The organism is Pseudomonas sp. G(2018), from assembly GCF_005502415.1.
Lineage (GTDB): Bacteria > Pseudomonadota > Gammaproteobacteria > Pseudomonadales > Pseudomonadaceae > Aquipseudomonas.
Genome location: NZ_SCOO01000002.1, coordinates 85,991 through 110,380, shown reverse-complemented (window position 1 = coordinate 110,380; position 24,390 = coordinate 85,991). Strand labels below are relative to the sequence as shown.

At 53.2% G+C, this 24,390-nt stretch carries 23 protein-coding genes and 1 pseudogene; 10 read left to right on the top strand and 14 right to left on the bottom strand.

Annotated elements, in window-relative coordinates; all coding sequences use genetic code 11:
• Nucleotides 1-26 precede the first annotated feature (26 nt).
• The 8 genes and pseudogenes from hisI (at nucleotide 27) to FFS64_RS32115 (ending at nucleotide 5,121) form a co-directional block, all read left to right on the top strand.
• Nucleotides 27-428 carry a phosphoribosyl-AMP cyclohydrolase gene (gene hisI / locus FFS64_RS02595; protein ID WP_007989281.1) on the top strand — a complete coding sequence of 134 codons (402 nt, stop codon included), beginning with the start codon at nucleotides 27-29 and terminating at the stop codon, nucleotides 426-428.
• Nucleotides 421-753: a phosphoribosyl-ATP diphosphatase gene (locus FFS64_RS02590; protein WP_046816939.1), complete on the top strand. Its 333-nt coding sequence runs from the start codon at nucleotides 421-423 to the stop codon at nucleotides 751-753. Before hisI ends, FFS64_RS02590 begins: the two co-directional genes overlap by 8 nt.
• 25 nt (nucleotides 754-778) lie before the next feature.
• The gene (locus FFS64_RS02585) at nucleotides 779-1,057 is read left to right on the top strand and encodes a twin-arginine translocase TatA/TatE family subunit (RefSeq protein WP_095192258.1); all 279 of its coding nucleotides are present in this window, start codon (nucleotides 779-781) and stop codon (nucleotides 1,055-1,057) included.
• A 10-nt stretch (nucleotides 1,058-1,067) separates the two neighbouring features.
• Nucleotides 1,068-1,511: a Sec-independent protein translocase protein TatB gene (gene tatB / locus FFS64_RS02580; protein ID WP_137804105.1), complete on the top strand. Its 444-nt coding sequence runs from the start codon at nucleotides 1,068-1,070 to the stop codon at nucleotides 1,509-1,511.
• Nucleotides 1,508-2,302, top strand: a complete 795-nt coding sequence (gene tatC, locus FFS64_RS02575; protein WP_137804104.1) for a twin-arginine translocase subunit TatC — start codon at nucleotides 1,508-1,510, stop codon at nucleotides 2,300-2,302. Before tatB ends, tatC begins: the two co-directional genes overlap by 4 nt.
• Entirely contained in the window at nucleotides 2,299-3,006 is a 708-nt protein-coding gene (locus FFS64_RS02570) for a 16S rRNA (uracil(1498)-N(3))-methyltransferase (RefSeq protein ID WP_137804103.1), read from the top strand. Before tatC ends, FFS64_RS02570 begins: the two co-directional genes overlap by 4 nt.
• 177 nt (nucleotides 3,007-3,183) lie before the next feature.
• Nucleotides 3,184-4,266: pseudogene (locus tag FFS64_RS32120) on the top strand (methyl-accepting chemotaxis protein); the annotation flags it as partial.
• Nucleotides 4,258-5,121 carry a methyl-accepting chemotaxis protein gene (locus FFS64_RS32115; RefSeq protein ID WP_372242159.1) on the top strand — a complete coding sequence of 288 codons (864 nt, stop codon included), beginning with the start codon at nucleotides 4,258-4,260 and terminating at the stop codon, nucleotides 5,119-5,121. The pseudogene FFS64_RS32120 and the gene FFS64_RS32115, both read left to right, overlap by 9 nt.
• Nucleotides 5,122-5,186: 65 nt before the next feature.
• Here FFS64_RS32115 and FFS64_RS02560 read toward each other — a convergent pair whose 3' ends face one another.
• The 5 genes from FFS64_RS02560 to FFS64_RS02540 all read right to left on the bottom strand — a co-directional run bounded on the left by FFS64_RS02560 (nucleotide 5,187) and on the right by FFS64_RS02540 (nucleotide 10,727).
• Nucleotides 5,187-5,777 (bottom strand): ABC-2 family transporter protein, encoded by a 591-nt coding sequence (locus FFS64_RS02560; RefSeq protein ID WP_137804101.1) that lies wholly within the window; start codon nucleotides 5,775-5,777, stop codon nucleotides 5,187-5,189.
• 179 nt (nucleotides 5,778-5,956) lie between these two features.
• On the bottom strand, nucleotides 5,957-6,679 hold the full coding sequence (locus FFS64_RS02555; RefSeq protein ID WP_137804100.1) for an ABC-2 family transporter protein: 723 nt from the start codon (nucleotides 6,677-6,679) through the stop codon (nucleotides 5,957-5,959).
• Nucleotides 6,680-6,748: 69 nt separating this feature from the next.
• Entirely contained in the window at nucleotides 6,749-7,759 is a 1,011-nt protein-coding gene (locus FFS64_RS02550) for an ATP-binding cassette domain-containing protein (RefSeq protein WP_137804099.1), read from the bottom strand.
• 77 nt (nucleotides 7,760-7,836) lie between these two features.
• Nucleotides 7,837-9,312: an ATP-binding cassette domain-containing protein gene (locus FFS64_RS02545; RefSeq protein ID WP_137804098.1), complete on the bottom strand. Its 1,476-nt coding sequence runs from the start codon at nucleotides 9,310-9,312 to the stop codon at nucleotides 7,837-7,839.
• A 2-nt stretch (nucleotides 9,313-9,314) separates the two neighbouring features.
• Complete coding sequence (locus FFS64_RS02540; protein ID WP_137804097.1) at nucleotides 9,315-10,727, bottom strand: phenylacetate--CoA ligase family protein; 1,413 nt, start codon at nucleotides 10,725-10,727, stop codon at nucleotides 9,315-9,317.
• A gap of 182 nt (nucleotides 10,728-10,909) precedes the next feature.
• Between FFS64_RS02540 and FFS64_RS02535 the strand changes: the two genes are divergently transcribed.
• Nucleotides 10,910-11,347, top strand: coding sequence for a VOC family protein (locus FFS64_RS02535; RefSeq protein ID WP_137804096.1), 438 nt, complete (start codon nucleotides 10,910-10,912; stop codon nucleotides 11,345-11,347).
• Nucleotides 11,348-11,539: 192 nt separating this feature from the next.
• Here FFS64_RS02535 and FFS64_RS02530 read toward each other — a convergent pair whose 3' ends face one another.
• Complete coding sequence (locus FFS64_RS02530) at nucleotides 11,540-12,490, bottom strand: 2-hydroxyacid dehydrogenase (RefSeq protein ID WP_171017055.1); 951 nt, start codon at nucleotides 12,488-12,490, stop codon at nucleotides 11,540-11,542.
• Nucleotides 12,487-13,683 (bottom strand): aminotransferase class I/II-fold pyridoxal phosphate-dependent enzyme, encoded by a 1,197-nt coding sequence (locus FFS64_RS02525; protein ID WP_171017054.1) that lies wholly within the window; start codon nucleotides 13,681-13,683, stop codon nucleotides 12,487-12,489. The genes FFS64_RS02530 and FFS64_RS02525 overlap by 4 nt, the downstream gene beginning before the upstream one ends.
• A 596-nt stretch (nucleotides 13,684-14,279) precedes the next feature.
• Here FFS64_RS02525 and FFS64_RS02520 point away from each other — a divergent pair.
• Nucleotides 14,280-15,365, top strand: coding sequence for an RHS repeat-associated core domain-containing protein (locus tag FFS64_RS02520; RefSeq protein WP_137804093.1), 1,086 nt, complete (start codon nucleotides 14,280-14,282; stop codon nucleotides 15,363-15,365).
• Nucleotides 15,366-15,427: 62 nt separating this feature from the next.
• Here the strand turns inward: FFS64_RS02520 and FFS64_RS02515 are convergent, their stop codons facing one another.
• The 7 genes from FFS64_RS02515 to pip all read right to left on the bottom strand — a co-directional run bounded on the left by FFS64_RS02515 (nucleotide 15,428) and on the right by pip (nucleotide 24,378).
• The gene (locus tag FFS64_RS02515) at nucleotides 15,428-16,162 is read right to left on the bottom strand and encodes an amino acid ABC transporter ATP-binding protein (protein WP_137804092.1); all 735 of its coding nucleotides are present in this window, start codon (nucleotides 16,160-16,162) and stop codon (nucleotides 15,428-15,430) included.
• Complete coding sequence (locus FFS64_RS02510) at nucleotides 16,155-17,114, bottom strand: amino acid ABC transporter permease (protein ID WP_137804091.1); 960 nt, start codon at nucleotides 17,112-17,114, stop codon at nucleotides 16,155-16,157. Before FFS64_RS02510 ends, FFS64_RS02515 begins: the two co-directional genes overlap by 8 nt.
• Before the next feature lie 170 nt (nucleotides 17,115-17,284).
• A complete protein-coding gene (locus FFS64_RS02505; protein WP_095192265.1) occupies nucleotides 17,285-18,082 on the bottom strand; it encodes a transporter substrate-binding domain-containing protein in 798 nt (265 codons plus the stop codon).
• Nucleotides 18,083-18,270: 188 nt separating this feature from the next.
• Nucleotides 18,271-20,841, bottom strand: coding sequence for a glucans biosynthesis glucosyltransferase MdoH (gene mdoH, locus FFS64_RS02500; protein WP_137804090.1), 2,571 nt, complete (start codon nucleotides 20,839-20,841; stop codon nucleotides 18,271-18,273).
• Nucleotides 20,834-22,651 carry a glucan biosynthesis protein G gene (locus tag FFS64_RS02495; protein ID WP_137804089.1) on the bottom strand — a complete coding sequence of 606 codons (1,818 nt, stop codon included), beginning with the start codon at nucleotides 22,649-22,651 and terminating at the stop codon, nucleotides 20,834-20,836. The genes mdoH and FFS64_RS02495 overlap by 8 nt, the downstream gene beginning before the upstream one ends.
• Before the next feature lie 321 nt (nucleotides 22,652-22,972).
• Entirely contained in the window at nucleotides 22,973-23,410 is a 438-nt protein-coding gene (gene dtd, locus FFS64_RS02490) for a D-aminoacyl-tRNA deacylase (protein WP_137804088.1), read from the bottom strand.
• Nucleotides 23,407-24,378, bottom strand: coding sequence for a prolyl aminopeptidase (pip, locus tag FFS64_RS02485; RefSeq protein ID WP_095192269.1), 972 nt, complete (start codon nucleotides 24,376-24,378; stop codon nucleotides 23,407-23,409). The genes dtd and pip overlap by 4 nt, the downstream gene beginning before the upstream one ends.
• Nucleotides 24,379-24,390: the final 12 nt, after the last annotated feature.

Below are 24,390 nucleotides of genomic sequence, written 5' to 3'. Positions count from 1 at the left end.
TGCCGGGCTCGCTGTCGGAGTCGAAGATGAAAAACTGGCTGGACGAGATCAAGTGGGACGCCGATGGCCTGGTGCCGGCAATTGCCCAGGATCACAAGACCGGGCGCGTCCTCATGATGGCCTGGATGAACCGTGAAGCGCTGGAACTGACCGCTGCCGAGAACCGTGCGATCTACTGGTCACGCTCTCGTGGCAAACTGTGGCGCAAGGGCGAAGAATCCGGCCATGTGCAGACCCTGCACGAGATGCGCCTGGACTGTGACGCTGACGTCATCATTTTGATGGTCGAGCAAATCGGCGACATCGCCTGCCATACCGGCCGTCAGAGCTGCTTCTACCGCGTCTACGAAAACGGCGACTGGACAACCGTCGACCCGGTCCTCAAAGATCCGCATGCCATTTACTCCGCAGGACACAAACATGAGTGACACACTGACCCGTCTGGCCCAGGTGCTGGAAGAGCGCAAAGGCGCCGCCGCCGACAGCTCGTATGTCGCCAGCCTGTACCACAAGGGCTTAAACAAGATTCTGGAAAAAGTCGGCGAAGAGTCGGTCGAAACCATCATTGCCGCCAAGGATGCCGCCGTCAGCGGCGACTGCAGCGATGTGATCTACGAAACCGCCGATTTGTGGTTCCACAGCATGGTCATGCTCGCCCAATTGGGGCAGCATCCACAGGCTGTACTCGATGAACTGGACCGTCGCTTCGGTCTGTCCGGACACGCTGAGAAAGCCTCGCGTCCGTCCGCTTGAATAACTATTAGAGAGGAGCAGCAATATGGGCATTTTTGACTGGAAACACTGGGTCGTCATCCTGGTTGTTGTCGTGCTGGTATTCGGTACCAAAAAGCTGAAAAACCTCGGAACCGACGTTGGCGAATCGATCAAGGGCTTCCGCAAGGCCATGAACGACGACGAAAAGCCGGCCGATCCGACCGCGACTCCAGCCCAACCGGTTCCGCCTGTTCAGCCACAAGCCACACAGTCGGTAAACCAGCCGCACACCATCGACGTGCAGGCACAGAAAGTCGAAGAGCCGATCCGCAAAGACGTGTGAGCACTGACTAATGTTTGGTATCAGCTTCTCTGAACTGCTGCTCGTCGGCCTCGTTGCCCTGCTGGTGCTGGGTCCCGAGCGCCTGCCGGGCGCTGCGCGCACCGCCGGCCTGTGGGTCGGGCGCCTGAAGCGCAGCTTCAATGCGATCAAACAGGAAGTTGAACGTGAAATCGGTGCCGACGAAATTCGTCGGCAACTGCACAACGAACACATTCTGTCTCTGGAGCAGGAGGCGCGGAAGATTTTCACGCCGACCCAGCAGGAGCCGACACCGGTCGAGCCTGTGGCGACGCCGACGATTCATGCGCCTGCCGCCACCGAGCCAGCACCGGTTACAGCGAGCGTGGAACCCGCGCCCGTTGTTGCAGCGCCCTCGACTGAACCTGTTGCTCCAGCCGCTGCGCCTGTCGCGCCGGCCCCTCAAGACCCAACATTGCCGGCGCGAGCCCCATGAGCGATCTTCCTGAAAACGACCAGCACATGCCGCTGGTTTCGCACCTCACCGAGTTGCGTACCCGCCTGCTGCGCTGCGTAGCGGCGGTGTTCATCATCTTCGGCGGGTTGTTCGCCTTCACCCAGCAGATCTACACCTTCGTCTCCACGCCTCTGCGCCAGTACCTGCCAGAAGGTGCAACGATGATCGCCACCGACGTGTCGTCGCCGTTCCTGACGCCTTTGAAGCTGACGATGATGGTGTCGCTGTTTCTGGCGATCCCGGTGATCCTGCACCAGATCTGGGGTTTCATCGCGCCGGGCCTGTACAAGCATGAAAAACGCATCGCCGTGCCCTTGCTGGTTTCGAGCATCGTTCTGTTCTACGCCGGCATGGCCTTCGCCTATTTCCTGGTGTTCCCACTGATCTTCAAGTTCTTCGCTGCCGCCACCCCGGCCGGTGTGGAAATGATGACCGACATCACCAGCTACCTCGACTTCGTCATGACGCTGTTCTTCGCTTTCGGCGTGGCGTTCGAAATCCCGGTGGCCGTAGTGCTGCTGGTTTGGATCGGCGTGGTTGACGTCAAATACCTGAAGAAAATCCGCCCGTACGTGATCATTGGCTGCTTCGTGGTCGGCATGATCCTGACACCACCGGACATCTTTTCGCAGACGCTGCTGGCCGTACCGATGTGGCTGTTGTTCGAAATCGGCATCCTGTTTGGCGGCTTGATCAGCAAGCGCGGAGAACATCCGGATGACCAGCCGGCTGACGATCACAACGACCAGCCGCCAGCGACCCAAGCGTGAACCTGCTGCTCCTCATCGAGGCCGACTTCATTGCGGCCGACCGGGTAATCCTGCGCGATCGCCGGTTGACCCACATGCAGGAAGTCCATCGCTGTGAAGTCGGTGACCGCATGCGCGTCGGGCGGATCGGCGGGTTGATGGGCTCGGCCGAAGTACTGCGCCTGGACGCCGCCGAAGCGGAATTGCGCGTCACTCTCGACCAGCCACCACCGGCCAAGCTGCCATTGACCCTGGTTCTGGCCCTGCCACGCCCCAAAATGCTTCGCAGGGTGTTCCAAACCGTGGCCGCCATGGGTGTGCCGCGCATCGTGCTGGTGAACAGCTATCGCGTCGAGAAGAGCTTCTGGCAGACCCCGTTCCTGGAACCGGAAGCCATTCGCGAGCAGTTGATCCTCGGTCTCGAACAGGCCCGGGACAGTGTGTTGCCGGAGGTCATCATCGAAAAGCGCTTCAAGCCATTCGTCGAAGACCGTCTGCCAGCGATCAGCGAAGGTACCCTCGGGCTGGTTGGCCATCCCGGCAACTACCCGCCCTGCCCCCGCGCGCTGACTGAACCGGTGACCTTGGCCATCGGCCCGGAAGGCGGCTGGATTCCTTACGAAATCGATTTGCTCGGCAAGTCCGGCCTGCAACCGGTGCAGTTGGGTGAGCGCATTCTGCGCGTGGAAACGGCCGTTACCGCACTGCTGGCACGCCTTTTCTAACAGCAGACACTATCCCCTGTTCGCGAAAGCGGTGTTTCAGCTACTGACATGTCGGCTGACACTCCCTCTTCGCGAGCAAGCCCGCTCCCACAGGTCTTCACTTGCATCCGCCCGTCCATCGGGTGCCGCCTACAGAACCCCACTCCCCTGCCGATACAACCCCCATAAAACCAATAGATGGTCCGAGGGAGTTGCAGCATGTACCAATGGCTGGCCGAGAAACTAGGGAATGTAAGCGTCAATCGCAAACTGGGTGTCGGCTTTGGCCTGGTGCTGCTGCTGACATTGCTGATCACCGTCACCGGCTGGACCGGACTGAGCGATGTGACCAGCCGCGGCGACAAGCTGGGGTTCATTTCCGATATCAACGGTTTGACCAAAGACCTGCGCATCGCCCGCCTGGACTATGAAATGCGTCGCGGCGAGCAAGGCCCCGGCATCGTCAACGACTTGCTGGCCAAGATCGACACCAGCCTGCAGGCCGCTCGCCAGATGATTGAGCAGCCCGCCGACGTGGCCATGATCGACCAACAACTGGCTGCCCTCAGCCAATACAAACAAGCCTTCGGCACCATGACCCAGGCCGGCGCCAACCGTGAAGACGCCCGCAGCAAACTCGGCGCCACTGCCGACAATGCCGTGGCCAAGGTCGCCGAAGTCGAAAAATCCATGTTACAGGGCGACAGCGTTGCGCAGTTCAACAGCGTGATCGACCTGAGCAAACTGATCCAGCAAGCACGCTTCCAGGTTCGCGGCTACACCTACAGCGGCAAATCCGAGGCCGAACAGCCAGCGCTGGATGCCATCGACAATGCCCTGAAATACCTCGAAAGTCTTCCGTCGAAACTGCCGGAACAACACATCGCCAACTTGCAGCAAGCGACCGACTCGCTCAAGGCCTACCGCGCTGCCGTCAGCCAGTACCGGGATTCCCAGGTCGCCGCAGCCGAAGCGCTCAAGCACATGGCTGCCCAGGGTGAAATCCTGCTCGACGTCAGTAAGAAGCTCACCGCTTCGCAAACCCTAGTACGCGATACCGACGTGGCGCACGCCAAAAATATGCTGCTGCTGGCCACCGTCCTGGCCTTGATTTTCGGTCTGTTCGCCGCTTGGGCCATCACCCGTCAGATCGTGATTCCGCTGAATCAAACCCTCAAGGTAGCCGAACGCATCGCCGCCGGCGACCTGACTCACAACCTGACCTCCAAACGTCAGGACGAATTGGGTCAGCTGCAACGCGCCATCCAGAGCATGACCCAAGGCCTGCGCGAGCTGATCGGCGGCATTAGCGAGGGCGTCACGCAAATCGCCAGTGCCGCCGAAGAGCTTTCGGCGGTCACCGAGCAGACCAGTGCCGGAGTCAACAGCCAGAAGGTCGAGACTGACCAAGTGGCCACCGCCATGAACGAAATGACCGCCACCGTGCAGGAAGTCGCGCGCAACGCCGAGGAAGCCTCCGAAGCCGCCGTCGCCGCCGACCAGCAAGCCCGCGAAGGCGACAAGGTGGTCGGTGAAGCCATCACCCAGATCGAACGCCTGGCCCTGGAAGTCGGGAACTCCACCGAAGCCATGGGCGAGCTCAAGCGTGAGAGCGATAAGATCGGCAGTGTGCTCGACGTGATCAAGTCCGTGGCCCAGCAAACCAACCTGCTGGCGCTCAACGCCGCCATCGAAGCCGCCCGCGCCGGTGAAGCCGGACGCGGGTTTGCCGTGGTCGCCGACGAAGTCCGCAGCCTGGCCCAACGCACCCAGAAATCCACCGAAGAAATCGAAGAGCTGATCGTCGGCCTGCAAAACGGCACCCAGCAAGTGGCGACCATCATGGACAACAGCCGCAGTCTGACCGACAGCAGCGTCGAACTGACCCGCCGTGCCGGCGGCTCACTGGAGAGCATCACCCGCACAGTGTCGGCGATCCAGGCCATGAACCAGCAAATCGCCGCCGCTGCCGAGCAACAAAGCGCCGTGGCCGAGGAGATCAACCGCAGCGTGCTGAATGTGCGCGATGTGTCGGATCAGACGTCGGCGGCGAGTGAAGAGACAGCGGCGTCCAGTGTTGAGCTGGCAAGATTGGGGACGCATTTGCAGATGCTGGTGGGCAAGTTCAAGACCTGAGGCTAATGGGTGGAACATCGCACAAACAACCAAGTGCTGAACCTACAAAAAATACAAGAAGCGGCTCAGCCTCCAATGCTGTCGAAGCGGTTAAATAAACCATAAACAACTTTTAGCGAAAAATATGATGCAAGGATGACAGCAAATAAAAAAGTCAACACAAACGGTGTCAACCCATTGTAGAGAGCGTCCATTGCTACAGAAGCAAAAACAAGCATTGGCAAAACTGAAACCAGAACGTAAGACAGTGTTTTTGAGTAAAAATGTTCAGGTAACAATGCAAATGTAAATATCGAGGCGTGGATATAATCAACGGGCAAATCACGCTGAGTAATGAATGAAAACGAGCTCAGCCCCAAAAGGAAGGTTATACCCGCCACCACTCCAGCCATCAGCGTGATCACATACAGCACTGTATTGACCGCGCTGACAGCAAAAGAATGAAAATCGATTTTGTTCGAAAGCATGCACATTACAATGAGCAGGAGAGCGACCAGCAGATAAGACACTTGGCACCACCTGAACAGAATCAACACTAGTAAGTTAAAAGGTCGCACCAGAAGAATATCTACCCGCCCGAGTGTTAGCTGTCGAAAAAAATCTGTAATGCCTGAACTAAAAAAACTGATTACCAAGCCTCCCAATGCATACGACATAAAAAAATCAGCAACCAGTTGGCATCGGTTTTGTCAGCCTTAACCAATGACCCTATGACATCAAAAAATATGAACTGCAGGCTATAAAGGGTAAAAAGCGCCAGAATAGAGCCGAGAAAATTGGCCTTATACCTTGCTTCTTCTTTTATTGAATTGAGGATCAGATTACACACACTCATTTAACCTCCCGCTCCTGCATATCTGTTACTGGCAAAACCGAATATGGTTTTACAGGCCGCCAGCAATATTAAAAACCAAACAATGTACAAACATAAGAGTTCGAGCAACAACCCACTACTTGGGCGCAATAGGAATTCCGCGGGGCCGCTGATAATAAGTCGAAATGGGTTATATCTCATTAGAGGTTCGAGATAGGCAGGCCAATATGCGATGGGCAATAGAGTACCGCCAATAACACTCGCCAGCACGACCTGAAGGCTAAGTATCATATCAGGACGAGTAAGCCAGAAAGTAAACAGCGACATGAAAAAACCCAATAAAAAACAAAAACCCAAATTTACAATACTCAAAGAAACGAATCCCAGAACGCCAATCCACTCTCCGCGCCAAGCCGTCACAAAAAATGCGATCATAACAACAGGAATATAGTAAAGAATACTTCCACCGACAAAGAGAAAAAAATTGTATTTGAAATAGCTGATCGGCTTTATAAGTATCCCCTCCAACTGCCCTTCGTGCACATGTGTAGACACCCGCACGATAAGATCGTAAGCATTATTCAATCGATTGAGGGCCAACACTGCAACATAATAGAGATAAGTTTCTTCCAGGCTATATTGCGAAACCATATCAGTGGCGGCCCCTTCGTAGACAAATCGCCAGATTGCGAACTGTATGAGAAATGGCACGCCCGTGGCGATCAAGAGGTCCGTAATCAACATGGACCGGTCTCTATAGACCGAGAGCAAACCTGTTTGCACCAATTTAAAATAAGCAGCACTATTCACGACTCACTCACCAGACCATGTCTTGAAAAGATTCACCACATTGCTTTCAAAGTCCATAGGGGAAACCTCTAGACAATAAACTCCCCCTTGAAACTTATCAAATATCGCTCCTAACGATATCTTTGGCACATGGTAAGCTATTTGATTTTGCCCATCATTTATAATGCCGACACCTTGAAATACCTCCATCGCCTTTTTAAATTCGGTTAATCTGCCCTCACTCTGGACTGGATCTAGCGTAGTAACTATTAACTTCACGCCAGCTTTGAAATTTTCGCTGAGTTCGCGCATTGAACCATCAAATCGTATTTTTCCTTTATCGATAATAATAGCGTCATCACAACACGATTCGATATCACCAAAATCATGACTTGTAAGAAATACTGAAAGATCGCCCTGACTCCTTTTATAATTCAAATATTTTCGTATTTCATACTTTGATGTAACATCCAGACCAACAGTCGGTTCGTCCAGAAAAATAAGCTTCGGAGAGTGCAAAAGGTTCAATGTAAGCTCACATTTTACGCGCTCACCTAAACTTAAATTGCGCACTGGTTTGTGAAGAGTCTTACCAAGGTCCAACGCCTCAGCTAGCTCCGAAAGTCGCTCGTGATAATCAGAATCTTTAATGTTATAAATTTTTTTATATGTATCTAAACTAGTCTTTACCGGAAGATCCCACCACAACGAAGTTTTATGTCCAAACACAACACCTATTTGATTGAGAAACTCTTTTTCTCGAAGTGCTGGATCATAACCAAGAACCTTAACGGAGCCTGATGTAGGTTTTTGTATCCCACATAATATTTTTATCAAGCTGGATTTGCCCGCCCCGTTTGGCCCAATAAACCCAACTGCCGCACCTTTAGAAATATTGAAACTTACCTCGTTCAAAGCCTGAAACGATACGTAGCTCGGCTTCATGACCTGCTTGCACCATTCCATAATGCTGCGCGATTCCTTGGCCAAATAATATTTTTTGTCGACGCAATTTAAATCGATCAGAGTTTCCATAGGTCCCTTTACTTTCGCCTGAAATACTGGCGCACCCTATTTCTTAGCTGACGCCGTACAGAACGGGATGAGCCAAGTTAATGTACTTGGTTTGAACTCAATTCTCTCAACTGCCCATTCGAAACTTCAAAAAAGCGAGTACTCACGTTTTCGATGAATCGCACATCATGAGAAACAATTATTGCCGCGGGATCCAGGCGTTGAATCTCGCTCTCCAAAAATTCTTGAGAACTTATATCCAAATGATTGGTTGGCTCATCCAAAATCAAAAAATTTGGTGATTTCAAGCGAAGTGCTAACATGAGAAGGCGTGCACGCTCACCGTAGCTAAGATGCCCAATCATTTTTTTCGACTCCAAATAAGAAAAACCAGAGGACGCGAGTTTATTAATTGCCTGCTGCCGATCGAGCTCAAAATTAACCGCAAAAAATTCCAAAATTTGTAGATCTAGCGGCAACGAAGAAAGCTCTTGATCAACAACACCAACTTTAATGGATGGTCCCATTCGGATTTGGGGGCACAAATTTAATATCGCTTTGAGAAAAGTACTTTTACCGCATCCATTAGCTCCAGAAATTACCAATCGATCACCTCTATTAACAACGAGGGACTTAATGAAAAACAGTAACTCTCCTTCAGGTGAGCACAACGATAAATCATCAATCTGAAGTATTTTTCTGGCGCTTAACTCATCTACCGCCAAGGTGACGCAATTTTTTTTGGATACGGGCTTGCCAGGCACTATCGACTCAAGCATTTTAATTTTTCTTTCGATTCTTTTTGCCTTCTGCAGCGCCTTGTCACTATAATTATTTACGCCTAACTGGCGCTGGAACTGCGCACTCTTTTTTAATCTTTGGATTTCATTAACGGTTTCGATTCTTGCACGTAACAACTCCTTTTCATTCGCCAGAAACAACTTTCTAGACGGCGTGAAAGAAGCTTTAAAATGAGCCAACATTTTATTATTCAGGATAAATGTACTTGAGGTTACGGAGTCTAAAAAATATCGATTATGACTCACCACGGCGAATGTCGGCGCAATACTGTTATCTTTAAGCAAACTAGTTAGTTTCTCGATATGAACCTTATCCAGGTGATTCGTTGGCTCATCCAACAACAACAGGTCTGGTTCCAAAAGCACCGCTCTGGCAATCATTAACATCTTTTTCCAGCCACCGCTCAACTGGCAGAATCTCAGTGTACGGTAGTCCTTCGGAAAACCAATTAACTCGAACACATACTCGGCTTTCCATTTATCTGAGACAGTTTTATGCAGACAACTCTCCAATATCTCCAGAGCAATTGAATCATCCCAACCCGAGGAAAAGCCCTGCTCTACGTATTGACAACGCAGCCCTCTTGAATGGCTAATATCCCCCTCATGCTCATCCAGTAATTTTGCTATGCTGCGCAGTAACGAGCTCTTTCCAGAACCATTGTCACCAATGATACCTATTCTGTCTCCACTATTTATGGAGAAGTTTAGATTCGAGAAAATCGTTTTTTCGCCTAGAGATAACGACACATTATCGAATTTAACCAAAGACATCGTCAATCCAACTCCCACTCTCGCACGATGCTTCTACGTTTGTATGAGTTTTGCTCTGGGAGAGTGTCAACTTCGAAGTGCAAAAGATTGACCGTGTATCCGAATAATGAGGAAAGCCTGATTTTCAACTGCTCCAACATTGTTGGCATATTTTTGTTTGGCTCACCAATATATTTAGTCAACAACTCTATCGTGTCTGAACTTGTCTGAACCAAACGGAACGCTCCCAACGTTCTGTCGGTTGCAAGCAATATATCGTCTACTGCGGCAAGAATTGATGCGCTGGGAACGAGTTTGTGTTCGTAAGTACGGAAAGCATCATCTCGTCGACCATTTATTTCTTTAAGCGATGTACAAAGGCTACCGCACTCACAACATTTTTGATCTCGAACTCCCTTCGCAACATCACCATGGTCATATCGTATCAATGGCATCAATTCATTACTTAGGCCTGTGCAGATAACATTGCCAAAACCCTGTTCATCTTCATTTACAATCTCCAGGAAAACATTATCCTCTGCTACATGATATTGACCATGAGGACACTGTGTTGCAATCATGCCAATTTCCTCAGAACTATACTCGTCGAATACAGGAACCCCCAAGGCTTTCGAATAGTAGGTTCGTTCCAGCTGCGTGCTACTTTCAGAGTTAGTTAAAACGGCTTCAACGCCACTCATTATAAGCTCAGCCTTATGCCGAAGTATTATTGGAAGGTAGCTCGGTAAGGTGACGAGCAGTTTTGGTCGCAAGAAGAGCAAGTGCTCGCCCAATGGTGTGTCTGGAAGTAAATCTGGTAATTGAAACGTCCTGTACTTTCCATGAAGTGACGAAAATGCCAGTCCTGCGTGATGGATCATATAAATCCAGTCATGCTCCCGCAGGGGAGTTTGCAGGCATGAATTATAAAAACGCATTAAATGCAAGTGCTCCAGCACAATGTAATTATCATCTCTGTACACCGAAAAAGGCTTGCCGCTTGAACCTGATGTTCGAGCGATATGTGCTCTTTCAATAACGTCCGGATTGTTCACTCTAGTGCTGTCGTCGAAACTGTTAAGAATAGCTTTGGAGACGATTGGCAGCTGTTCGAAATCGGAAAAGCTAGATATACCACCCTCAACATACCCACATGCCCCATAAAACTCACGATAAAAAGGGACATTGTTATAAGCACTATCAACCAGGCTTTTAACTCTTGACAGCTGAACCTTTTTCATAGCTTCTTTAGACTTACATAAAAATTCCTTCATTGACTCCATGCTCGTTGACCATCTCTGGAGCGTTTCACCTTGAAGTCTATGATTATCGGTCGGTCGCTTAAACGCCTGCTTAGCTAATTCATTGATCAGCGTTAAATTGCCAGTCTCCAACTGCGAAGCATAGATTGTTTCTGACTTCTGAAAGCTGCTCACTTGAAACCCCTAATAAAATGTTGAAGTATGTCTATTACGAAGAAAAAGTATTTCAGGATGCCGGAATTTTCCGCCTTGCAAACAACGCGAAAATCATCAAAAACTTGAATTAGACCTTTCCAAAAACATCGTCAATAGTGATTGCGCATCACTACTATTTCTTCAAGGACGAAGGTACCCCTATGGTTTATTTCAACAAGCTCATACCAGAGCTGATCGTTTCAAACATAAAATCTAGTTTAAAATTTTATTGCAAAGTACTTGGCTTCATTGTTGAGTACGAGAGACCGGAAAATGGCTTTGCATTCATCTCGTATAACGGAAGCCAATTGATGTTAGAACAAGACAATCTCGATCCGTCACCTTGGCGAGTGGAGCCTCTGGAACAGCCTTATGGACGCGGGATGAACCTTTCAATCGATTGCCCGGATGTCGCTACGCTGGCGAAAGCAATAACCCTATCTGGATACAAACTGCACAAGCCCATAGAAACATCATGGTATAGAGAAAATAAATCCCTTCTTGGTGAAAGTAATTTCCTTGTACTGGATCCTGACGGCTACCTGCTGCGATTTGCTCAGGCTCTAGGTTCAAAACCTGTTGTGCGTGATGAGCTGTGACGTTTTAAAACAACTTCCACATTCTACATTTTAATATCAACCGATTTTTGAGCTTTCGCTACGGCGGGAGTTCAAAAACCGGTGACTATTCAGCCAACTTTTAAAAGTAGTCCATATTTTTTATCCAGCCCCAGCCGATCAACAATGCATCAATATAGATGCGCTACAGAGCTTTGGCCGAGTCCGATTTGACTATTTTAGTCGATCACAACCAAATTCAAGAATTCGCCGTACTGCTTGAGCAAACAACTTATTAACGGTTTCTTTTTCTTGCGCTGCCAAGTGCGATGTCACAATCAGACTTTTGCTGGGAAGCGTAAGCAAACCATGTGCATCATTATACTGGCCTTGATTTCGAACCCACTCACTATAATACCCATCCATAAAACAGAATGCTTCAGAATTGCACAAAAGGTACTTCTTCAAAGCAACGGGACAAATTATATTCGAATCCGACAAATTAAATATTTTCAACTCCGACGATGCCTTTTTTAAAACTGCCTCATCAATCAGATGGTAAGTCTCATCGCAACTCGTAATAAGAATGCATAAAACATCAACGGTGTTAACTATATGATCCAAAGATTCGTATCGTAGACCCAACGAAGTCTCCAACTCGACCTTCTGACTTCTAGACCAATAACTTATGTTTCTACACCCTCGCAGGTGAAGCTGGTGAGCCATTTCGCTACCGATACCACCCATGCCAACAAAACCGAAACTCAACTCAGACAATGAACGCCAGGGTGTTTGAATCCACTGTGTCCCGTCTTTCACGCGTTCGACACTTTCAAACACTTTTGCCAGGCAGGTTGTCATCATGGCCAGCGTGAACTCTACTACCGCCTGGATGTTCATATGCGGGGTATTGGCTATTCGAATACCTTTTTTCGTAGCGTATTCGATGTCCACGAAACTGGCGGTACCGGTTCCCATCACAACCAAGTTTTCTAGCCGAGTTGCGTGATCTATAAAACGAGCAGACAAATACTCCGGCCCACCCAAAATATAGTCCTGGACATCAGACAAGACGTCTAAAATTTGCTGCTCATCGATTGGACATCGAATATGAATGAGCTCGAAATCCTCTGGAAATACATTATCTCCAATGGAAAAATCTCCTGTAACCAGAATCTTTCTCAACACACACCCTCCACTAAACTCTTGCGGTCCGAAGCATTTGCATCTTTAAGCGCTTTGAGCGCTTTCTTTAAACGCAGAATTGAAGGGCCGAACTGGTCATCCGGTTTAAGAAGCGCAATTCTGATACGATTATGTCCCGCGACTTGATGACTATTCCAATAAAAATACCTGCCTGGCAAGACTGCAACGCTGTAGGTTGCAAGATATTCAGTCAATTCAAGATCAGATAGCCCGGTTTTCTCAATATTTAGCCACATGATTGTCATCGTGGAGTCTGGTTCCAGCGCTTCGATGGTGATCATCGAATCTTTTAGCTCTGACGTCGCGATTTCGATATTTCTGGAGATGATCGACTGGATGTAAGAAAGCCCTCCTTTTTTCAGGGTCGCATCAATAAATGCGATGATCAATCTCAATGAAAAATTTGAACAGCACAGGTATATCTCTTCATAAATATTACGGATATCACGCGCCAAATTTTCGCTATATGAAAGTAAGCTGGCTTTGGTATCCAATGTCGGCCACTGCTTGCCAGTGTCCTCCAGAATGATAAAGGAGCAGCCCTTTTCTATAAGTAGCGCATACTCATCTATGTCGGTCTTGTGGCAGAAGCGGAAAGAAGTGTCTAGTATCAATACCACGTCTAGCCGACTGCACAACTCGACAATGTTCGACATCGTGGCTGCATCGATAACTAAACCTGTTGGATTATTTGGGTTTACCATGAACAAAGCATCAAGCTGCTTGCTACAAAGCAACTCTTCCAGCAAAACCATGTCAGTAATCACAACTTCTGAAATGGCTTCCAACTCCACTTCCCTACGACGAAGCAACTGCGCAAGATTATCAAAAGCGGGTTCGACAAGCCCAACTTTGTAGTTCATTGATCGCGCCCAGGCACCGACGATATCTATGCTATTGGATGCCGTTGGGCATACCGAAAAATGTGTGTGCTTGCTCAAACCTTCCAGAGCGAAGTATTCTGCAAATTTATTCTTGAAGAGCTTTTCCATCTCTGGCACAGAAGTTTCAACAGCCGAACTCCATAACAAAGGCAATTCAGACAATACCGTACTGAAATGCTTCTCGGCTGAAATATAACTGTGTCCATCTGCAAGATTATATTGTGCCGACAGGCCGAAAACCTCGAGCTCAGTCAGATTGTTATTTTGGTGACTAGACAAAACTTTCATCTTGGATTGCGACCCCATCAGGTAGTTGGCATTCAGACAATAGCTATTCAGTTCCAGCCCCTGAATCCTAATAATCTGAAATCCACGTGTAAAGTTGATGAAGCTTGATACTGTCTATCCAGATATTTCCTCTCTGACTCCGCCCTTCATATTAATATTTTTAATTATTACTACCGCGACATTTTCGAGAGAAATCACCATCCACTTTAATTTATCAATAGATTTTTTATTTCTTAACTATTCTGGCCAAGCCTATCCTCGACATATCTGAAATATAAAATTGGGAATTAAACTCAAGGTATTTCCAGGTCATTTCCCATCAGTCGCATTACTTTACAAGTATGTGGAAACAGTTTGCACAAGGTTATCCGGCAAAGCATTCCATCATCTGCTACTCCTGATGAAAAAAAACGAGTGGATGGCCGTTTTCGAAAAGACAAACAAGCCGACGCTTCCCCAGTAATCACATCACAACAGAGTTCCAGAATCACAGTTTTGCCAAGGAGACCGCGCAAGACCTAGCAGATCTGATAGGTAGACATCATTCTCATTCCAGTGGAGTCTGCCTTCATAACCTAACTACCTGAAGTTGCCCCATGTCTCACGCCCCTGAAAGCTTATTAATTCACTACCATTACGATGCTCTCGACCGTTGTATCAGTTGCGTGCCCAATGGGCAGCTCCGTCAGGAACGCTTCTATCAAAAGGAGCGGCTGGCTACGGAAATCCAAGGCGATGTTCAGCAACAGATCTTTCAATTCGAGGACGTATTGCTAGCAGAACTGCATAAGGAGGGTAGTCAACGGACGGCACTGCTGATGACCGATAGGCAACGTTCGGTGTTACAGACTACCGACGGCGATTCGGCCTATACACCTTACGGTCATCGCACCGTCAATGAGGGATTGCCGAGTCTTCTTGGCTTCAATGGCCAACGTTCGGAACCGGTCACCGAACGTTACTTACTTGGAAATGGGCACCGTGGGTTCAGTCCGATTCTCATGCGCTTCGATCGTCCAGACAGCTTGAGCCCATTTGGAGAGGGTGGCTTGAATTGCTATGCGTATTGCGGGGGAGACCCGATCAATCGCACAGACCCCACAGGACGAAGCTGGTACGGATGGGCTTGGTTCGGAAATGCGGCCCTGGGTGCTGTGAGCGAATATTTGGTTCGCTTCACCCCCAGAGCACTTGTTTCTGGATTGAGAGGCAAGACATTTGGGCAGGTTACAAAAGCCATGGCAGGGGTAAGCGGATTGGCTGCGACTGCAATTTATCTGGTCATGAACCGCATTGAAGCCGGGCATCCTGAATCACCCGCTAATGACCCGCTCTTCTTCGCTTTTTTGACGGCCAGCACTTTCAGCACCGTAATGGGGGCTGGTTTTACCCTGCATAAAATAGCCCGGCGAGCGCCTAAATCGCCACCGCCACGACTGATACGATCCCAATCGCTTCCCAACATCGGCAGCTCCACGCCATCCCAGTTACCTGCGCGTCCCGTCACACGATCCGGGTCGCAACCCAACATTCATCAAGGATTCGGTGGTAGAACGTCTGACCCAGTCAAGATTTCGAATGAGCATAAATTCGACGTGATGATGAAGTTTGGTCGGAGCCCGTCAAGACCGGGATCGGGTGTTGCGCAGAACGCCACCACGATCCGGGAACCCAGTCGCTGATCTTCAGCCAAACAGATTGTCGAAGCCCGCAACGCCGAAGCGATTGCGTGTGTCGCATTGACTCACAACACCTGCCGCAAAAACGCCTGCGCCCGCAGGTCCTTCGGTGCATCGAAGAACTCCGCCGGCGAAGCATCTTCAAGCAACTTGCCGTGATCGAAGAACAACACCCGGTCCGCCACTTCCCGGGCAAAGCCCATTTCGTGGGTGACGCAGACCATGGTCATGCCTTCCAGGGCCAGGTTTTTCATCACGTCCAGCACTTCGCCAACCATTTCCGGGTCCAGCGCCGAGGTCGGTTCGTCGAACAGCATGACCTTCGGCTCCATGGCCAGTGCGCGGGCAATCGCCACGCGCTGTTGCTGGCCGCCGGACAGGCGCGACGGAAACTCGTTGGCCTTCTGCGCAATCCCGACTTTCTCCAGCAGCGCCAGCGCCTTGGCCTCGCGCTCTTTCTTGCCGCGCTTGCGCACGACCTTCTGGGCCAGGCACAGATTCTCCAGCACGGTCATGTGCGGAAACAGGTTGAAGTGCTGGAACACCATGCCGACTTCGCGGCGATAGGCGTTCACATCGGTTTTCGGGTCGGCCAATTGCAAGCCATCGATGCTCACCGAGCCAGAGTCGAACGCTTCCAGGCCATTGAGGCAGCGCAGGAAGGTCGATTTACCGGAACCGGACGGACCGATCACCACCAGCACTTCGCCCTTGGCTACATGGGTGGACACGTTATCCACCGCGCGCACCACCTGGCCACGGGTGTCGAAGACTTTTACCAGATTGCGGACTTCAATCACTTTGCGCGAGCCTCCGCTCAAGCCGGCCGGCGATTTTCGACAGCGGCAGGTTGATCAACAAATACAGTCCGGCAACGCAGAACAGGATTTCGAACGGCGAAAACGACGTGGTGATGACTTCACGACCGCTTTTGAGCAGTTCGGTAATCGCGATGACCGACACCAGCGAGGTGTCTTTCACCAGACTGATGAACTGCCCGGCCAGCGGTGGCAGCACGCGTTTGAACGCTTGCGGCAGGACCACGTGACGCATCGACTGGCCAGCGCTCAAACCCAGGGAGCGCGCGGCTTCGTTCTGGCCACGGGCAATCGACTGCACGCCGGAGCGGATGATTTCCGCTACGTAAGCGCCGGTGAACAGTGACAGCGCGGCAATCCCGGCGAATTCCCGGGACAGGTTCATCACCGTACCGATGAAGAAATAGAAAATGAAGATCTGTACCAGCAGCGGTGTGCCGCGCACCAGTTCGACGTAAATGGTCGAGAGGTCGCGCAGGGTCGGGTTGTTCGAAAGCCGGCACAGGCCGGTGGCGAGGCCGATCAGCAGACCGAGCACGCCAGACACCACGGACAACCACAAGGTCGTCCAAAGCCCCCACATCAATGGCCCTGCGGCCCAATGGCGGGTTACGCCGATCACATCGCCTTCAGCCACATCATCGCCCTGGGCGACTTGCAGGCTGTTTTCGTCAACGGTCAGGTGTTGCTCGTCGCCCGCGTCGTTGCGCAAGGTAATTTCAGCCTTGTCGCCCTTGCGCACCAGTTCGCTGACGGTGGAGATGTCGGCGGCGCGCTGGGACTCTTCGGCGTGGTAGGCGAAGTACTGCGGCACACGGTTCCAGCGCCATTCGTAGGACATCAGCGAGGTGGCGTAATACAGCGCGCCGGCCAGGCCGATCAGCACCAGCACGGTCAATACGTGCCAGGGCCATTGGGCTTTTTTATGCTTCATTGCAAATTCCGGGATTTGTGTTGCCTGTCAGGCCGTCATCGCGGGCAAGCCCGTTCCCACAGGGATCTGGCTGTGCACAAGATTTGTACTCACCGCAAAACACTGTGGGAGCGGCGGTGCGACGATTCGACTTGCCCGCGATTGAAGGCGACTCGGTCTAACTGACCGGGTTATTCCATGTCCTTGAGCCACTCGGTGCTCTTGAACCACTTGTCATGGATGCGATCGTAGGTGCCGTCTTCGTGGATCTGGTGCAGGAAGTTGTTGATGAAGTTGAGGCTGTCGTAGTCACCCTTCTTCAGACCGAAGGCCAGAGGCTCGTAGGTGAACGGCTTGTCGAGGAACACCAGTTTGCCATTACCCACCTTGTTCAGCGCCACGACGTTGTAAGGCGCGTCGTAGATAAAGGCATCAGCCTTACCGTTGACCACGTCGAGCACGGCTTCCTGCTCATTGTCGTAGCCGTGGTACTTGGCTTTGGAGATCAGCTTTTTGGCGACCATTTCGCCGGTGGTGCCGAGCTTGGAGGTGATGCGGTAATCGGCAGTATTCAGGTCTTTGTAGGACTTGATGGTGCCTTCCAGCTCCTTGCGGATCAGCAGCGTTTGGCCGACCACAATGAAGGGGTCGCTGAAGTTCAGGCGCAGGTTGCGCTCCTGGGTCAGGGTCATGCCGCTGCCGATCATGTCGAATTTGTCGGTCAGCAGGGCCGGGATAATGCCGTCGTAACCAGTGGACACCAGTTCCAGCTTGACGCCCATGGCCTTGGTCATGGCCTTGAGGATGTCGACTTCGAAGCCGATGATCTCGCCGCGTTTGTTGGTCATTTCGAACGGCATGTAGGTCGGATCCATGCCGACCTTCAATGTGCCGCGCTTGACCGCGTCATCAATGGCACCTGCCTGCGCCGCGCTGACTGCAACCAATGCCGTGACGCCGACCAGCAGCATCGACAGATACTTCTTCATCTTCAAGTCCCCAAAACCATTGCGTTTGCGGCGCGAAATCGACAGTTTTCCAGTGAAAACCGATAGATACGGACACAAAACGGTCCGGGCGCACCAATTCGGGGACGGATGCTAACGCACTCGCTCGATTGCACAAGGGTTTAGGCTGGATTTTGGACAATAAAAAACCCGCTTTCGCGGGTTTTTTATCATGCCATCTGAGGCTGTACGCTCAGCGGCCTGAGCGGCAGCAGCGGTGCATGGGGATCGGCCTTGACCGACTTGCGCCATGCGCCCAGCCACTCGGCGTGACCTTCGTTCCAGACCTGATCATGCAGGCGAGCCAATGCCACCGGGTCGCTCAGCAACTGCACACGCTCGTTGTTGGTCAGGCCTTCCGGTCCGACCTTCATAGCGTGGCGTACCCGATCCACCCGCAACCATTCGATCGGCTCGGCCTCGCGGTGACGGGACGTCGCCAGCGAACACGCCAGGGCGTTCTGCTGTGGATCGACCACCGAACGGATGAAGCCGTCGTTCAGTGCGTGCCAGCGATTTTCGTGGGTGTACTGGTCGGTCGCCAACAACGCCTGTGGCGGATTGTATTCCTCGGGGATGAGGAACAGGCTCTCGTCACGGGACTTGAGGCCCAGGCCGACACGACTGGAAATCACCGACACCGGGATCGACAGCATCAACGAACCGACGATTGGCACCAGCCACCACAGGAAGCTCGGGTTCAGCCAGATCACCAGCAAGGCCCAGAAGAAGCCCAGCAAGGTTTGCGGACCGTGGCGCTTGACCGCTTCGCTCCATGGCGTGGAGTCATCGTCACGCTGCGGCGAGTTCCAGGTCGCGGCCCAACCGAGGAACGCGGCGAGGACAAAACGGGTGTGGAAAATCATCCGCACCGGCGCCAACAGCATGGAGAACAGCATCTCCAGCAGCATCGACAGCGTCACCTTGAACTTGCCACCGAACTCTTTCGCGCCCTTGGCCCAGATCAGGATGATGCTCAACAGCTTCGGCAGGAACAGCAGCACGATCGTGGTCGAGAACAGCGCGATTGCCTTGTCCGGGTGCCATTGTGGCCACAGCGGGTAAAGCTGGCGCGGTTCGAGGAAGTACTGCGGCTCCATCAGCGTGTTGACCGCCAGCAGCGCCGTCGACAACACAAGGAAGAAGAACCACAGCGGCGCCGACAGGTAAGACATCACGCCGGTCAGGAACACCGCACGGTGCACCGGGTGCATGCCCTTGACCAGGAACAGGCGGAAGTTCATCAGGTTGCCGTGGCACCAGCGACGGTCGCGCTTGAGTTCGTCCAGCAGGTTCGGCGGCAGCTCTTCATAGCTGCCCGGCAAGTCGTAGGCAATCCACACGCCCCAACCGGCACGGCGCATCAGCGCGGCTTCTACGAAGTCGTGGGACAGGATCGCACCGGCAAACGCGCCTTTACCGGGCAGCGGCGCCAGGGCGCAGTGCTCGATGAACGGCTTCATGCGAATGATCGCGTTGTGACCCCAGTAGTGCGATTCGCCCAGCTGCCAGAAGTGCAGACCGGCGGTGAACAGTGGACCGTACACCCGGGTAGCGAACTGCTGCATGCGCGCATACAAGGTGTCCATACCCGACGCACGCGGCGCGGTCTGGATGATCCCGGCATCCGGCGTAGCTTCCATCAGACGCACCAGGCTGGTCAGGCACTCGCCACTCATCACGGAGTCGGCGTCGAGTACGACCATGTATTTGTAATCACCACCCCAGCGCCGGCAGAAGTCGTCGAGGTTGCCGCTTTTACGTTTTACGCGACGACGGCGGCGGCGATAGAAGATCTTGCCGAAGCCCTTGGCTTCGCGGCAGACGTCCAGCCAGGCCTGCTGCTCGGCGACGCAGATGTCGGCGTCGTTACTGTCGCTGAGGACGAAGAAGTCGAAACGATCGAGGTCACCCGTGGCCGCGACCGACTCGAACGTCGCGCGCAGACCGGCGAACACCCGCGGCACGTCTTCGTTACAGATCGGCATCACCAGTGCAGTGCGCGCGTCCTTCGGAATCGGCTCGTTGCCGGCGCTTTTGCCGGAAATGCGGTATTTGTCGTGACCGGTGAGCAACTCGAGGAAGCCCATCAGCGCCGTCCAGAAACCGGCCGAAACCCAGCAGAACAGAATCCCGAACAGGATCAGGATGCTGGTCTGCAACGCATACGGCAGCACTTGCGTGGCGGTTTGCAGGAGCGGTTGGTGCAGGACCTCTTCTAGGTCGACGAACGACCAGCCCTGGTAAGGCATGATGCCTTTCATGTACCAGCCGGCGACGATGGTCTGGCCGAGCATCAGCACCAGCAGGATGTAACGGCGGATCGAACCGACGGTGCGCCAGCGTGCCGCCGGAAGTACGTTTTCGTCTTTCGGCGGTTTGGGCGGATTGGTGCGACCGGTCAGGCGCCGCCAGCCGCGCACCAGAATGTTGGTACGCCATGGCTCCGGCACAACCTTGGTCCGGCGAATCGGTGGGGTTGCCTTGAGGCAGACCCGACCGCTGGCGTCGAGTGCCAGCATTTCGGCGTCCTGCAATTCTTCGGCGGTGCTGAGCGCCAGGCGCTTGCCGACCGAAGCCTGGGCGGCCTCGGTCGGCGCGTCGAATGTCGAAGACGACAGACGCTCATGCAGTTCACTGAAGGACCTGCAGCCCGCGAGTTCCGCGCGCTGCTGGTCGGTCATCGGCAGATGCGCCAGATACTCGGAAAGCGTCTCTGGCTGTACTTGAGAATTACTCATCGGCAGGCAACTGATAGCTCCAGGTCTCGGTCAGGACTTCTTCAGTCGGTGCCGATTCCGGTGTGGCTGGGGCCGCGTCGGCAGCAGCAGGCTGCTTGGCGTCATTGTTGTTCGCCTTGTCCTTGGCAGCTGCGACTGGCTTGGCTTCGGCCTGCTTGGCTTCGGCGGCTTTCGCTTCCTTGTCCGCTTTCTCCGCTTGCTTGGCAGCTACCTTGTCGGCCTTGGCAACGGAAGAGTTGGACGCAGGAATCGAAGTCTTGGCCAGATCGGCAGGCACGATGTTCTGCACCAGTGCAGCACGCATCTCGGTGGACTTGCTCGGGTCCTTGATCTTCATGCGCAGGGTCAGGCGCCAGCCCTTGGTTTCAGGGTTGTAGCGCACGCTGTTCTCGACCAGTTCGGCGTTTTCGCCGACGCTGACCTGACTGCGCACATCGGTGTCCGGTGCCAATGCCGCCAGGGACGGACCTTCGAAGTCCACCAGATAGGCAACGCTGCCGTCCGGCTGACGAATCAGGTTGGACTGTTTGACGTCACCGGTGGATTTCAACGTCTGACTGACCCAGGCACTGTCCGGTGCGTGCAGCGCCGCTTCGTCCATGGTCCAGTGCATGCGATAGGCGAAGTCCAGCGGCTGGCCTGGCTCCGGCATCTTTTCCGGGCTCCAGAAAGCCACAATATTGTCGTTGGTTTCGTCGGCGGTCGGAATCTCGACCAGATCGACGGTGCCCTTGCCCCAGTCGCCTTTCGGTTCGATCCAGGCGCTTGGACGCTTGTCGTAGCGGTCGTCGAGGTCTTCGTAGTGGCTGAAGTCACGGCCACGTTGCAGCAAGCCGAAGCCGCGCGGGTTCTCGACCGAGAAGTTGCTCACCGCCAGGTGTTTCGGGTTGTTCAGCGGGCGCCAGATCCACTCGCCGTTGCCGGCATGGATCGCCAGGCCGCTCGAATCATGCAGCTCGCGACGATAGTTGAGGATTTTCGACGGCTGGTTGGCGCCGAACAGGAACATGCTGGTCAGTGGAGCGATACCCAGTTTGCCGACCTTGTCGCGGAGGAACATCTGCGCCTTGACGTCGACAATGGTGTCGCTGCCCGGACGCAGGGTCAGACGATAAGCACCGGTCGCCCGTGGAGAATCCAGCAGCGCGAAGATCACCAGATGCTTGTCGCCCGGCTTCGGCTGCTCGATCCAGAACTCGCGAAAACGCGGGAATTCTTCACCGGACGGCAACGCGGTATCGATCGCCATGCCGCGAGCGGACAAGCCGTAAACATGCCCCTTGCCGACAACGCGGAAGTAACTCGCGCCGAGCATGGTCATGATTTCGTCTTGCTTGTCGGCCTTATTGACCGGATACAGCACGCGGAAACCGGCATAGCCCAGTTGTTCGGTGGCCTTGGGGTCGAACTTGACGTCGCCGAAATCGAAACGACTTGGGTCGTATTTGATCTCTTCGACGGTGTTCGCGGTAATTTCGTTGATTTTCACCGGCGTATCGAAGTGCATGCCCTGGTGATAAAAGGACAGCTTGAATGGGGTCTTTTGATCCGCCCATTCGGCTTTTTCCGTCAGAAAACGAATTTTCTGATAATCGGCGAACTTCATTTCGCGGAATTCGGTCGGCAGGTTACTGCGCGGCGCTTCGTACTTCTGACCGGCCAGCTCTTTTGCCTTGACCGACACATCATCCAGATTGAATGCCCAAAGCTGGCCCGCGCTGAGCAGGCAGAGCATTGCCGAGCCCGCTACCAGAGCGCTACGTAACCGTTTGGCAGACAATTTTGGTGCGTTACAGGGACTAACAATCACGAGCAACCCTCGCCGAAAACAGATCAAAAAACCAACGGCCAGTTAAAGGGTCTGTACGGTGTCCGGTGTGAAAAACCCGGCCTTGCAGACCACTCTTGCCAAGTTGGCGAGCATTGTTCCGACTCCGATGGGGCGAAATGATTCCCCAAACGGTTCAGGACAAGTCTCTACCTAAGTCAAAATGGACCAACGAACGCTGATCCCCGTAGCGCGCGATTATCTAGTAGGCCGCGTTACAACGCATCAGGGGTAACAAAGTATTTATCGGGAAAAACGCCTGTTTTCATTCGAAAAGCGCTTAAAAAGATGTTTCAAGCGCTTTCAGGTCTGTAACAGGAAGGTTACCGGGCCATCATTGACCAGGTGCACCTGCATATCCGCGCCGAATCTACCTGATGCCACAGTGCCATGCACCTGTTTCGCTTTAACTAATAGATAGTCGAAAAGCTCCTCACCCAAGGCCGGGGGGGCTGCGGTCGAGAAACTCGGGCGCAACCCGCTCTTGGTGTCGGCGGCCAGGGTGAATTGCGAGACCAGCAGCAACCCGCCGCCCACATCCGACAGGGACAGATTCATCTTGCCCTCAGCGTCGCTGAACACCCGATAGTTAAGCAGCTTATTGAGAAGTTTGTCGGCGCTGGCCCGGGTGTCCTCAGGCTCGACGGCCACCAGCACCAACAAGCCCTGGTCGACCGCACCCACCACCTCCCCCGCTACCTCGACTCGCGCGCCGCGCACGCGCTGCAGCAGTCCCTTCATGCTTCGTCGGGGGCCAGATCGAGCAAGCGCCGCGCCATCCGATCGGCAGCACGCACCAATGCATCGGTAATCCCCGGTTCAGCGGCGGCATGACCAGCGTCACGGATGATTTGCAACTCGCTATTCGGCCAAGCCTGGTGCAGTTCCCAGGCGTTATCCAGCGGGCAAATCACGTCATAGCGACCATGGATGATCACGCCGGGCAAATGAGCGATTTTGTCCATGTCGCGAATCAACTGATTGGCTTCAAGGAACGCATTGTTGGTGAAGTAGTGGCATTCGATGCGAGCGATGGATAGCGCACGCTGGGGCTCGGAAAAACGATCGACCACCAAGGGGTTCGGCCGCAGGGTCGCGGTCCGGCCTTCCCACGTGGACCAGGCCTTGGCCGCGTGCATCTGGGCGATCTGATCGTTGCCGGTCAGGCGCTTGTGGAATGCGGTGAGCAAATCGCCGCGCTCGTCCAACGGGATTGGGGCGATGTAGTCCTGCCAGTAATCGGGGAACAAGCGGCTGGCGCCAGCCTGATAGAACCACTCGATTTCCTGCGGACGGCAGAGAAAAATGCCGCGCAGGATCAGACCGTGTACACGCTCCGGGTGGGTTTGCGCGTAGGCCAGCGCCAGGGTCGATCCCCAGGAGCCGCCGAACAGCACCCACTTGTCGATGCCCAGATGTTCGCGGATTCGCTCAAGGTCGGCGACCAGATCCCAGGTGGTGTTGTTTTCCAGACTGGCGTGGGGTGTGGAGCGACCGCAACCACGCTGGTCGAACGTCACGATGCGGTACAGATTGGGATCGAAGTAGCAGCGACTCGCCGCATCGCACCCGGCGCCGGGACCGCCGTGTATGAAAACCACCGGCAATCCTTCCGGTGAACCGCTTTCGTCGACATACAGCGTGTGAGTCTCGTCGACGGCCAGATCGTGCCGGGCGTGAGGTTTGATCTGCGGGTACAAAGTCTGCATTGCGCGCTCCGT